The sequence below is a fragment of the Geobacillus thermodenitrificans subsp. thermodenitrificans DSM 465 genome (assembly GCF_000496575.1).
GTDB lineage: Bacteria > Bacillota > Bacilli > Bacillales > Anoxybacillaceae > Geobacillus > Geobacillus thermodenitrificans.
This window is the reverse complement of the sequence record NZ_AYKT01000025.1, coordinates 1-10,744: the sequence shown is the minus strand read 5'-3', so window position 1 is coordinate 10,744 and position 10,744 is coordinate 1. Positions and strand designations below refer to the sequence as shown.

Annotated in this window: 14 protein-coding genes; 3 read left to right on the top strand and 11 right to left on the bottom strand. The window is 48.8% G+C overall.

The annotated features are described in order from the left end of the window. Window positions 1-45 precede the first annotated feature (45 nt). Window positions 46-1,668 carry a chaperonin GroEL gene (gene groL, locus DSM465_RS0116680; protein ID WP_029761824.1) on the bottom strand — a complete coding sequence of 541 codons (1,623 nt, stop codon included), beginning with the start codon at window positions 1,666-1,668 and terminating at the stop codon, window positions 46-48. A 102-nt stretch (window positions 1,669-1,770) separates the two neighbouring features. Further along, on the bottom strand, window positions 1,771-2,055 hold the full coding sequence (gene groES / locus DSM465_RS0116675) for a co-chaperone GroES (protein ID WP_008882016.1): 285 nt from the start codon (window positions 2,053-2,055) through the stop codon (window positions 1,771-1,773). 346 nt (window positions 2,056-2,401) lie between these two features. On the opposite strand from groES, the gene DSM465_RS0116670 reads away from it, so the two are divergent. Further along, on the top strand, window positions 2,402-3,136 hold the full coding sequence (locus tag DSM465_RS0116670) for a CPBP family intramembrane glutamic endopeptidase (protein ID WP_008882017.1): 735 nt from the start codon (window positions 2,402-2,404) through the stop codon (window positions 3,134-3,136). Then, the gene (locus tag DSM465_RS0116665; protein ID WP_008882018.1) at window positions 3,133-3,312 is read left to right on the top strand and encodes a DUF4305 domain-containing protein; all 180 of its coding nucleotides are present in this window, start codon (window positions 3,133-3,135) and stop codon (window positions 3,310-3,312) included. Before DSM465_RS0116670 ends, DSM465_RS0116665 begins: the two co-directional genes overlap by 4 nt. Before the next feature lie 61 nt (window positions 3,313-3,373). Here DSM465_RS0116665 and tatC read toward each other — a convergent pair whose 3' ends face one another. From tatC to moaC, 4 genes are read right to left on the bottom strand one after another with little or no spacing between them, the layout of a single operon-like run. Continuing rightward, on the bottom strand, window positions 3,374-4,117 hold the full coding sequence (tatC, locus tag DSM465_RS0116660; protein ID WP_008882019.1) for a twin-arginine translocase subunit TatC: 744 nt from the start codon (window positions 4,115-4,117) through the stop codon (window positions 3,374-3,376). A 20-nt stretch (window positions 4,118-4,137) separates the two neighbouring features. After that, a complete protein-coding gene (tatA, locus tag DSM465_RS0116655; RefSeq protein ID WP_008882020.1) occupies window positions 4,138-4,290 on the bottom strand; it encodes a twin-arginine translocase TatA/TatE family subunit in 153 nt (50 codons plus the stop codon). A 15-nt stretch (window positions 4,291-4,305) separates the two neighbouring features. After that, window positions 4,306-4,947 (bottom strand): redox-sensing transcriptional repressor Rex, encoded by a 642-nt coding sequence (locus DSM465_RS0116650; RefSeq protein ID WP_011886673.1) that lies wholly within the window; start codon window positions 4,945-4,947, stop codon window positions 4,306-4,308. Between the two features lie 15 nt (window positions 4,948-4,962). Beyond that, on the bottom strand, window positions 4,963-5,451 hold the full coding sequence (gene moaC, locus DSM465_RS0116645) for a cyclic pyranopterin monophosphate synthase MoaC (protein ID WP_029761823.1): 489 nt from the start codon (window positions 5,449-5,451) through the stop codon (window positions 4,963-4,965). 98 nt (window positions 5,452-5,549) lie between these two features. Between moaC and DSM465_RS0116640 the strand changes: the two genes are divergently transcribed. Continuing rightward, on the top strand, window positions 5,550-7,481 hold the full coding sequence (locus DSM465_RS0116640; protein ID WP_029761822.1) for an ABC-F family ATP-binding cassette domain-containing protein: 1,932 nt from the start codon (window positions 5,550-5,552) through the stop codon (window positions 7,479-7,481). Here the strand turns inward: DSM465_RS0116640 and DSM465_RS18470 are convergent. Genes DSM465_RS18470 through tsaE form a run of 5 tightly spaced genes read right to left on the bottom strand, consistent with a single transcriptional unit; the run spans window position 7,478 to window position 10,440 of the window. Further along, on the bottom strand, window positions 7,478-7,786 hold the full coding sequence (locus tag DSM465_RS18470) for a hypothetical protein (RefSeq protein ID WP_008882024.1): 309 nt from the start codon (window positions 7,784-7,786) through the stop codon (window positions 7,478-7,480). The genes DSM465_RS0116640 and DSM465_RS18470 overlap by 4 nt on opposite strands. A 36-nt stretch (window positions 7,787-7,822) precedes the next feature. Continuing rightward, window positions 7,823-8,836: a tRNA (adenosine(37)-N6)-threonylcarbamoyltransferase complex transferase subunit TsaD gene (tsaD, locus tag DSM465_RS0116630; protein ID WP_008882025.1), complete on the bottom strand. Its 1,014-nt coding sequence runs from the start codon at window positions 8,834-8,836 to the stop codon at window positions 7,823-7,825. Further along, entirely contained in the window at window positions 8,833-9,285 is a 453-nt protein-coding gene (gene rimI / locus DSM465_RS0116625; protein ID WP_008882026.1) for a ribosomal protein S18-alanine N-acetyltransferase, read from the bottom strand. The genes tsaD and rimI overlap by 4 nt, the downstream gene beginning before the upstream one ends. Further along, a complete protein-coding gene (gene tsaB / locus DSM465_RS0116620; protein ID WP_011886671.1) occupies window positions 9,245-9,985 on the bottom strand; it encodes a tRNA (adenosine(37)-N6)-threonylcarbamoyltransferase complex dimerization subunit type 1 TsaB in 741 nt (246 codons plus the stop codon). Before tsaB ends, rimI begins: the two co-directional genes overlap by 41 nt. Beyond that, window positions 9,982-10,440 (bottom strand): tRNA (adenosine(37)-N6)-threonylcarbamoyltransferase complex ATPase subunit type 1 TsaE, encoded by a 459-nt coding sequence (gene tsaE, locus DSM465_RS0116615; protein WP_008882028.1) that lies wholly within the window; start codon window positions 10,438-10,440, stop codon window positions 9,982-9,984. The genes tsaB and tsaE overlap by 4 nt, the downstream gene beginning before the upstream one ends. Window positions 10,441-10,744: the final 304 nt, after the last annotated feature.

Here is a 10,744-nt window from a genome sequence, read left to right as displayed (position 1 = left end):
GGAACACTGGGAATATTCCCAGTGTTCCTTTTTTGACTAGGTGGATTACATCATGCCGCCCATGTCCGGCATACCCGGGTTGGCGCCACCTTTGTTTTCTTCCGGCTTGTCGGCAACGACCGCTTCTGTCGTCAAGACCATAGCAGCGACAGACGCAGCGTTTTGCAATGCCGAACGAGTTACTTTCGTTGGGTCAACGATACCCGCTTCGATCATGTCTACCCATTCGCCTGTTGCAGCATTGAAGCCGATGCCTGCTTTTTCGTTTTTCAGGCGCTCAACGATGATCGAGCCTTCCAAACCAGCATTTTGCGCGATTTGACGAACCGGCTCTTCGATGGCGCGCAGAACGATTTTCACACCCGTTGCTTCATCGCCTTCAGCTTCAATCGCAGCCACTTTGCTGTAGACGTTCATCAATGCCGTACCGCCACCAGCAACGATACCTTCTTCTACAGCAGCACGAGTCGAGTTAAGCGCGTCTTCGATGCGCAGTTTGCGTTCTTTCAACTCAGTTTCTGTCGCCGCACCAACTTTGATCACTGCTACGCCGCCAGCCAATTTTGCCAAGCGTTCTTGCAGTTTTTCGCGGTCGAATTCCGAAGTAGTTTCTTCAAGTTGCGCACGAATTTGGTTAATGCGTGCTTTAATGCGCTCAGAATCGCCAGCACCTTCGACGATTGTCGTCGTTTCTTTCGTGACAACAACTTTCGACGCACGGCCAAGCGATGCAACCGTTGTCGATTTCAGTTCACGACCAAGCTCTTCAGAGATGACTTCGCCGCCAGTTAAAATCGCGATATCTTCGAGCATCGCTTTGCGACGGTCACCGAAGCCAGGTGCTTTTACAGCAACAGCGTTGAACGTACCGCGCAGTTTGTTAACAACGAGGGTCGCGAGCGCTTCACCTTCGACGTCCTCAGCAATGATCAAGAGCGGACGGCCTTGTTGAACGACTTGTTCAAGAACCGGCAACAGCTCTTGAATGTTCGATACTTTTTTATCCGTAATTAAGATGTACGGATTTTCAAGAACAGCTTCCATTTTTTCCGTATCCGTAATCATGTACGGCGAAACGTAACCGCGGTCGAATTGCATTCCTTCGACAACGTCGAGTTCTGTCGTGAAACCTTTCGACTCTTCGAGGGTGATGACGCCGTCGTTGCCGACGCGCTCCATCGCTTCAGCGATCAATTGACCGACTTCTTCGTCAGCAGCCGAGATCGCAGCAACTTGGGCGATCGACTCTTTTCCTTTGATCGGTTTCGAGATAGCTTTTAATTCTTCTACAGCAACAGCCACTGCTTTTTCAATCCCGCGACGGATGCCCATCGGATTGGCGCCAGCAGCAACGTTTTTCAACCCTTCACGGATCATTGCTTGCGCTAATACAGTAGCCGTTGTCGTTCCGTCCCCAGCGATGTCGTTTGTTTTGCTAGCGACTTCAGCGACCAATTTCGCACCCATGTTTTCAAACGGGTCTTCAAGCTCGATTTCTTTCGCAATCGTTACCCCGTCGTTCGTGATGAGCGGAGAACCGAATTTTTTCTCCAATACGACGTTGCGGCCTTTCGGACCTAATGTGACTTTTACTGCGTCTGCGAGTTTGTCCACCCCGCGCAACATCGCACGGCGCGCTTCTTCGCTGAACTTAATTTCTTTTGCCATTACCCCGTTACCTCCTTATAAATTAGTGAAACCGCATACTAGAAAGATTAAGTATGAAATAGTAAGTATGTTTTTGGAATATCTATGTCATAAACGCATATATTAGCCGATGACAGCTAAAATGTCGCTTTCACGCAAAATTAAGTATTCTTTGCCGTCGTATTTAACTTCCGTGCCGGCGTATTTCGAGAAAATGATACGGTCGCCGACTTCAACTTCCGGCGCAACGCGTTGACCGTTATCAAGCACACGGCCTGTGCCAACAGCTACAACGCGGCCTTCTTGCGGTTTTTCTTTGGCCGTATCCGGCAACACGATACCGCTAGCCGTTTTTTCTTCTGTTTCCACGACTTCAATGACAATGCGATCGCCTAATGGCTTCAACACGGGAAACGACCTCCTTAACGATAGTTTTCGCCGTTCTTATTAGCACTCGTTACTATCGAGTGCTAACACACTTATAATATTAATGAACTTCTCTCAGTTTTGCAAGTAGGAAATACAAAAAAATAACTGTTTTTCCGAGAAAAAAGAATACATGAGTTGAACAGCTGTTAACCCTAGGATCCGCCGGCATGAAACCCGTTTTCATTATTGCACATTTCCAAAACCGATAAACAGCACTCGACATTTTTTATGTTGACTGCATCAACTTCCATTGACGCGCTTTTCTTATCATTTCACCAAACATGTGTTACAATACGGATATATTTGAATAAAGGGGTAAGAGGATTTGAAACGCCATTACTGGTATGTCATCATCACATACATCGCCATGCAGCTATCCTCCTTTATCGGTGTGCCGCTTCTGCATGCTCTCGGCATCGGCCAAAGCGCAAAAAGCCCTATCGAAGCCGCCAAGATTGCTTCCGGGTATTGGGCGGTCATCAGCTTTCTAGCGGCTTTAATCATCATTTTATGGCTGCTTCGCGGCGTCCGCGATGAACGAGGGATGCGACAGCTTCCCCTCGCTTCGTCATCGATGTGGGCAATCTCTGGCGTCTTTTTGGCACTTATCGCCCAAAGCATCGCCGCCAATATTGAATGGCGGTTGCTCGGCATTGAACCGGGTTCGGAAAACACAAGGCAAATCATTGATATCATCCGCTTGACGCCGCTATTAGTCATCGTTGCTTCTATTATCGGCCCGATTTTGGAAGAGATTGTTTTTCGCAAAATCATTTTTGGCTCTCTTTATGAAAAATATCACTTTTGGCCGGCCGCGCTCGTGAGCTCGCTTCTTTTTGCCATTGCCCATATGGAACCGGAACATTTGCTGTTGTATACGGCAATGGGACTGACGTTCGCCTTTTTATATGCGAAAACCGGCCGCATTTTAGTGCCGATTTTCGCCCATGTGACGATGAATACGTTTGTGATCGTAGTTCAAATCTTGTTGGCTGATGAGTTAGAAAAAATGATGCGCCAAGCTGGACTGCCGCTGGCGCTTTGGAGGTTGTGGCTATGACGAGCCGGCCGCGGCTGTTTTCACTGCCGTATTTCATCCTAGGTGTATTGTTTACGTATTTGGCGATCAAAAGCGCTCATGAAACGGTTTGGAACGTTTCGACTATCGCCTTGGCGGCGTTTGCCGCCTTTGATTTTGGCACCGCCTTCCGCCTGTTTTTCGCCCCAAAACGTTGAAACCCTCCCATTGGGGGAGGGTTTTTTCTGTATAACCACTCTCTTTTTGCTGTGCACGATCTTACTCACTGCTTTCTTGTTCCGCCGCCAACTGCGCCTTTCGGTAGCCAATTTTGGCGATCCAGATGCTTCCTTCGTATAAAAGCGTGAGCGGAATCATGACGATTACCTGCGACAACACATCAGGCGGTGTAATGGCTGCCGCCAAAATCAGCAATGCCAAATACGCGTATTTGCGGATGCGTACAAGCAACTGCGGCGTAATGAGCCCTAAGCGGGTGAAAAACAGGACGACGATCGGCAGCTGAAACACGATACCAAACGGCAGCACGAGATGGAGCAAAAACTGAAAATATTCGTTAATGCCAATCATTTGTTGGATGTCCAGTCGATCAGCAAGCTCATTCATAAACCGGACGACAAACGGAAACAAGACAAAATAAGCAAAACCGACGCCAACTAAAAAAAGAAAAATCGATGCCGGAATATAGCTGAGTGTCACCTTCCGCTCTTTTTCATACAATCCTGGGCTGACAAACGCCCAAATTTGGTACAGCAACACCGGGGCGGACAGCACAGCAGCGATCACGAAGGCAAACTGAAAATATACCTTAATCGGATCAGTGAGACGGAAGGCGTTCATCGTCAACTGCTTCGCCTCAGCCGTTTGCTGCAAATAGACAATGACATCATCAGCAAAAAAGAAACTGGCAACGAGCGCCGTGACAAAAAAGAGGAGTACAATGATCAGCCGCTTCCGCAGTTCACCAAGATGTTCATACACCGACATTTCTTTGTTGTTCATCGTTTCCCCATCCTGCCTTGTCATCGGTCAGTTTTGTTTTCCTCGTCATCAGTCAGCCCTTTCGTCGCGTCTTTAAACTCGCGCAACGACTGGCCGACCGACCGTCCTAGCTCCGGCAATTTTTTCGTGCCAAACAGCAACAAAATCACAAGGACAATCAAAATGTATTTCACGCTTCATTCTCTCCTTTATGATGGCAATGGATAGTTTCTCAGAAAGTAGACGAGCGACTGCAATTCAATGGCTAAATCGATATGATGAACGCGAATATGTTTCGGCACATTCAGCCGTGCCGGAGTGAAGTTTAAAATGCCTTTAATCCCTTGGGTGACAAGGCGGTCAGTCAGCGCTTGAGCCGCGACGGCTGGCACAGTTAAAATGGCGACCGGAATGTTTCCGCAAAGCCGCTCCTCAAGTTCATCGAGATGGTAAACCGGCACGCCGCCGACGGTCGTCCCCACTTTCTGTTCATCAACATCAAACGCCATCACGATTTTTGTATTGTTGTTTTTGGAAAAATTGTAGTTTAAAAAGGCCGTACCTAAATTTCCGACACCGAACAAGGCGACTTCCGTCACTTCATCCTCTTCAAGCGTCCGACGGAAAAATGACAACAAATAATTGACATTATACCCATACCCTTTTTTGCCGAGCGCGCCAAAATACGAGAAATCGCGGCGGATGGTCGCCGGATCGACTTTGACCGCCTCGCTTAATTCGGCGGAGGACACACGCTGTTTTCCTGACGCATGCAAATTCTTCAAAAACCGGTAGTACAGCGGCAGCCGCTTCGCGGTTGCTTGCGGAATTTTTGGTTGTTCGTTACTCATCATTTCATCCCCCAGCTAATCGGTTTTCCGTCGATAATGGCCGGACTTCCCGCCCGTTTTCTCGACCAAATACGTCGGACCGATGATCATCCCTTTATCAAGTGCTTTACACATATCATACACCGTCAACGCACATACCGAGGCGGCCGTCAGCGCTTCCATTTCCACCCCTGTGCTCCCTTTCGTTTTCACTGTTGCGGTGATGACGAGTTTATATGCATCCGCTTCGTTTTCCCACGAAAATGCGATATCGACGCCTTTTAACATGAGTGGGTGGCACATCGGAATGAGATCGGCTGTTTTTTTCGCTGCCATCACCCCGGCCACTTGGGCCACTGCCAACACGTCACCTTTCTCGATGGCGTTGTTTGTCATTTTTTCATAAATCTCTTCGCTGACGGTGACGCTCGTTTGTGCCACTGCGACCCGCACCGTATCTTCCTTGTTCGTAATATCGACCATTTTCGCGCGGCCTTGCTCATTGAAATGAGTAAACGACGACAAAACAATCTCCTCCAATTATACACTATACACGATTTTTGTTTATCTGTCTTTGACCGTTTTGGCGACATACGTTAAACTATTCCGAGAGGTGAAATGACATGATCATTTTGCAAGTGCACCAGCTCACGAAATATTTTGGCGCTGACCTTATTTTATCGAATATAAAACTAGAAGTACAATCCCGTGACCGAATCGCCCTCGTCGGCCGCAACGGCGCAGGAAAATCGACATTGTTAAAAATCATCGCCGGAGAACTTTCTTATGACAGCGGCGAAATCATCAAGCCTAGTCATATTAAGATTGGCTATTTGGCACAAAATAGCGGGCTTGACTCGTCGCGCTCTATTTGGGACGAGATGCTCGAAGTGTTCGCGCCACTTCTAGCCATCGAAAAGCAGCTAGCAGCACTCGGCTCCCAACTTGGTGACCCGGATGTACTCGCTGACCCTGCCCGCTATGAAAAAATACTCAAAGCGTATGACGAACTACAAGAACAATATAAAGAACAGGGCGGCTATCAATATGAAGCCGACATCCGTTCGGTCTTACACGGTCTGCAGTTTTCTTCCTATGATTATAAAACAACGCTTATCTCCTCATTAAGCGGTGGGCAGCGGACACGTCTCGCTCTCGGGAAGCTTCTATTGTCTAAGCCAGATTTGTTGATTTTGGACGAGCCGACCAACCATTTGGATCTTGAAACACTCTCCTGGTTGGAACAATACTTGCAGGCGTACCCCGGTGCCGTCCTGCTCGTTTCCCATGATCGCTATTTTTTGGATAAAGTCGTCACGGAAGTATACGAGCTATCCAACACGAAGCTCAAGCGGTATACAGGCAACTACAGCCGCTATTTGGAGCAGCGGGCCGAACAGTATGAACAAGAATTAAAACGATATGAGAAACAGCAAGAAGAAATCGCCCGGCTGCAAGACTTTATTCAGCGCAACATCGCCCGTGCCTCGACGACCAAACGCGCGCAAAGCCGTCGAAAACAACTAGAAAAAATGGAACGGATTGAACGCCCCACTGGCGATGGAAAATCGGCATCCTTTTCCTTTACAATTGAACGGCCGAGCGGCCATGAAGTACTCACCGCTGAGGAACTAGCCGTTGGTTACGGCGAAGGAACACCTGTCATCCGCCAAATCAGCTTTCGCATCACGCGAGGAGAAAGCGTCGCCTTAGTCGGACCGAACGGCATCGGTAAATCAACATTGCTAAAGGCGGTCGCGCAGCGGCTTCCTGTCCAAGCGGGAAAGCTTCGCTACGGCTCAAACGTCCAAATCGGCTATTATGATCAAAATCAGGCCGAATTGTCATCGAATAAACGAGTGCTGGATGAGCTATGGGACGACTACCCAGATAAAACCGAGAAGGAAATCCGTACCGTGCTCGGTAACTTTTTGTTTTCCGGAGATGACGTTTTAAAACCAGTCTCGGCGTTAAGCGGTGGGGAAAAAGCGCGTCTAGCGCTCGCCAAACTGATGCTCCAAAAAGCGAACGTTCTTATTTTGGACGAGCCAACCAACCATTTGGATCTCGATAGCAAACAGGTGCTCGAGCAAGCGCTCATCGACTATCCAGGCACCATTTTGTTCGTCTCCCACGACCGCTACTTCATTAACCGGATTGCGACAAAGCTGTTTGAGCTATCGAGCGATGGCCTCACCGAATATTTAGGTGACTACGATTACTACATCGCCAAAAAAGCGGAGATGTGCGAATTGGAGCGCCTTGACGCCCGTCCTGACAAAACGCAGGATAGCAACGAATCGAGCAAATCCGCTTATAAGCAAGAAAAGGAAGAGAAAAAACGGCAGCGCCAGCGCCAGCGCCGTCTAGATGAAATCGAGGCCGAGATCGAAACACTTGAGGCGCAAATCGCTGAAGTGGAACAACAGCTATGTGATCCGTCCATTTATGGCGATTATGAAACAGTACAACGGTTATCGCAAGAAAACGAGGAACGAAAACGGCAAGTCGAAAAGTTATTGGCTGAATGGGAACAGCTTTACTCTTCACTCTAACCGATAGCCCGCCCGTTATTTTGGCGGGCTGTTTTTAAGTTAGTCACATTATCCACAAAACAATTCACAATCACACCTATGAAATATAAGTTATTCACCAACTTTTCCACATTATCCACAAAAAAATTCTTTTTTTGTGCAAAAACCGTTGTGTATTTATTCTCCTTATATTTATGGTGTTTTCTCATCTTTTCCACATTGTCCACAACCTGTGGATAAAAATATACACAGTCCCTTTTCGCCGCAAGCAGCCGAAGCTTGTTCCCACAAACAAAAAAGGCGGTTTGCTCGCCTGCTGCAAGCAACCGCCCTGTCTTCCCCTCTTTATTTCCCTTCTTACACTAAACAAGCGGCAAGCCCGGATTGGCGTTGAGAGCCAAATCAGACCGCTTGCCTTGCCAATACAGCACTGTTCCTGCTGCAGCGATCATCGCCGCATTATCGGTGCATAACGACAACGGTGGAATAACGAGCTCAACGCCCGGAAGCTCCTTCATTTTGTCTTGTAGCGCGGACCGCAGCCCGCGGTTGGCCGCCACCCCACCGGCCAGCAGCACTTGCCGAACGCGGTACTGTTTCGCCGCCTGCACCGTTTTGGTCACCAGCACATCGACAACACTCTCTTGAAAACTCGCAGCCATGTGTTTCGGGTCAATCTCCTCACCGCGCTGTTTTGCGTTATGAAGCGTATTGAGCACCGCCGATTTTAAGCCGCTGAAACTAAAATCATATGATCCTTCCTCAAGCCACGCCCGCGGCAAATCAATGACTGGTTCGCCCTCATGAGCTAATCGGTCGATATGCGGTCCCCCTGGATACGGAAGACCCAAAGCCCGCGCCACCTTATCATACGCCTCACCGGCGGCATCATCGCGCGTTTCGCCAATCACTGTAAACTTCCCGTGTTCTTCCATGTAGATAAGCTCCGTATGCCCGCCCGAAACGACAAGCGCTAATAACGGAAACTTCATCTCAGCCACTAGCTGATTGGCGTAAATATGGCCAGCAATATGATGCACCCCGACAAGCGGCAACCCATGGGCAAACGCCAGCGCTTTCGCCGCATTCACTCCGACAAGGAGCGCCCCGACAAGGCCCGGCCCCGCTGTCACGGCCACGGCATCAAGGTTGGAAAACGATACCCCGGCTCGTTGCATTGCTTCCTCAATCACAAGCGTAATTTGCTCGACATGATGGCGCGAAGCGATCTCCGGCACGACACCACCAAATCGACGATGGCTTTCCATTTGTGAGGCGACGACATTCGATACAATTTCTTTTCCATTTTTCACAACGGCTGCCGCCGTTTCGTCGCAACTTGTTTCAATGCCTAATACGTATACGTCTTCGTTCATATCAATTTCACCCACATTACTAGTGCGTCTTCAAAATTATCAGGATAATACCGTTTGCGAATGCCGCCATTGCGGAACCCGAGCTTACGGTACAACGATTGGGCAACATGGTTGGACACACGTACCTCGAGCGTCATTGTCACCGCGCCATGCTGTTTTGCGAGATCCATGAGGCGGCGCATCAGCGCTTCACCAAGTTTTTGCCCTCGAAATTGTGGCAATACGGCTACGTTTGTCACATGCGCTTCATCGATGACAAGCCACATTCCGCCATATCCGATGATCCGTCCGCGGTGCACCATAACGATATATTTGGCATAACGATTGTACATCAGCTCATTATAAAACGACTCGCGGCTCCACGGTGCGGTGAACGACGCCCGTTCTACTTGTACGACCTCGTCAATGTCATGGATGGTCATTGGACGAAATTGTACATCGATCCCCATCGGTTCCTTCCCCTTTTTGTTTCGCGAGCCATTTCGCCTCCGCTTCGGCAAGACGGATATAATTCGGCACAAACGCATGGGCGTTCTCGCGTTCTTTTTCTTTTCCAAGCATAACTAACTCACTCGGGCGCGGCAACGCCAACGATGGTGGGGCAACATGAACGCGCTCGCCTAAATGATTTCGAAACAGTTCACTATATAACGGCGCATCCACACCAACTAACAATACATCCTCTCCCTGCTGACTTAACTGATGAGCCCACTCATCAGCAGCGACAATCCGGTCCTCCTCAAGGCAGCGGAGCACACCGCCTTCATAACGATAAAGACCAGTATAAATTTGTCCGCGCCGCGCATCAAATAGCGGAACGATCACTCCGGGAAAATAACGGCCATTAGCGGCGAGCACTTCGAGGCTCGAAACGCCGGCAATCGGGATGCCTAGCGACCAAGCAAGCGTTTTCGCAATCGTTACACCGATCCGCACCCCTGTATATGATCCCGGTCCTTTAGCAACAACGATCAAATCAAGCTCGTCTGGGGTAATCCCACACTGCCGAAGCAACGATTCAATGGCCGGCATCGCCCGGGCTGAGTGATCTTTTTTCACATTCGTGATGATTTCCCCTTTAATGACATTCCCATCCATCAAGGCAATACCCAATGGCATATTTGAAGTATCAATTCCTAATATCTTCATGACGCAAAAATCTCCTTACATAACTGTTCGTAACGCTGCCCTAACGGTTCAAACACTAATTTTCGTTCACTATCGCCATGGTGATACAAATGAACCGTCAACCGCTCGTTCGGCAGCTGACCTGCAATCAAATGCGCCCATTCAACGACTGTAACGCCATCGCCGGCAAAATATTCATCAAACCCAAGGTCTTCCCACTCGTCCTCAAGACGGTACACATCCATATGGTAAAGCGGGAGTCTCCCCTCGTATTGCTTAATAATCGTAAACGTCGGACTGTTGACATTTTGTGTAATACCTAGCCCTTCAGCAATCCCTTTCGTAAATGTCGTCTTTCCTGCACCTAAATCGCCTTCCAAGGCGATGACCATTCCTGGCTCAAGCTGTTCCGCTAGTCGTCGGGCGATCTCCTTTGTCTCTTTAGGGGAATGCACTATAAGTTCCAACTGCTCCATCACGTTCCACCTTATTCCATTTTATCATCTTCACTCTCGCTTTTGAAATTGTACCATAACAAAACATCATGTTGCCACTTTCAACGTCAAAAACGAGATTGACACGAAAAGAACCTATTGAGCGCTCTCCCATTTCCACTTCCGGGGTCGAGATGACAAAAAGGACTGTCCTGATCAGACCGTTTGCTTAGCCTGAAGGACAGTCCTAGTATAATTAGGCTCATAAAAAAGAAAAAAGGGAATTAGGCGTGTTGCTACTCCCTGGTGAATGGAATTGCCTAGCAGCGACCTACTCTTGCAGGGG

Bases quoted from the DNA above. Each gene is read 5' to 3' on its own strand.
- tsaB (WP_011886671.1), bottom strand. From the start codon at position 9,985: ATGAAGATATTAGGAATTGATACTTCAAATATGCCATTGGGTATTGCC.
- tsaE (WP_008882028.1), bottom strand. From the start codon at position 10,440: ATGGAGCAGTTGGAACTTATAGTGCATTCCCCTAAAGAGACAAAGGAG.
- tatC (WP_008882019.1), bottom strand. From the start codon at position 4,117: ATGAACAACAAAGAAATGTCGGTGTATGAACATCTTGGTGAACTGCGG.
- rimI (WP_008882026.1), bottom strand. From the start codon at position 9,285: ATGGGGATCGATGTACAATTTCGTCCAATGACCATCCATGACATTGAC.
- tsaD (WP_008882025.1), bottom strand. From the start codon at position 8,836: ATGAACGAAGACGTATACGTATTAGGCATTGAAACAAGTTGCGACGAA.
- groL (WP_029761824.1), bottom strand. From the start codon at position 1,668: ATGGCAAAAGAAATTAAGTTCAGCGAAGAAGCGCGCCGTGCGATGTTG.
- DSM465_RS0116640 (WP_029761822.1), top strand. From the start codon at position 5,550: ATGATCATTTTGCAAGTGCACCAGCTCACGAAATATTTTGGCGCTGAC.
- DSM465_RS0116665 (WP_008882018.1), top strand. From the start codon at position 3,133: ATGACGAGCCGGCCGCGGCTGTTTTCACTGCCGTATTTCATCCTAGGT.
- DSM465_RS0116650 (WP_011886673.1), bottom strand. From the start codon at position 4,947: ATGAGTAACGAACAACCAAAAATTCCGCAAGCAACCGCGAAGCGGCTG.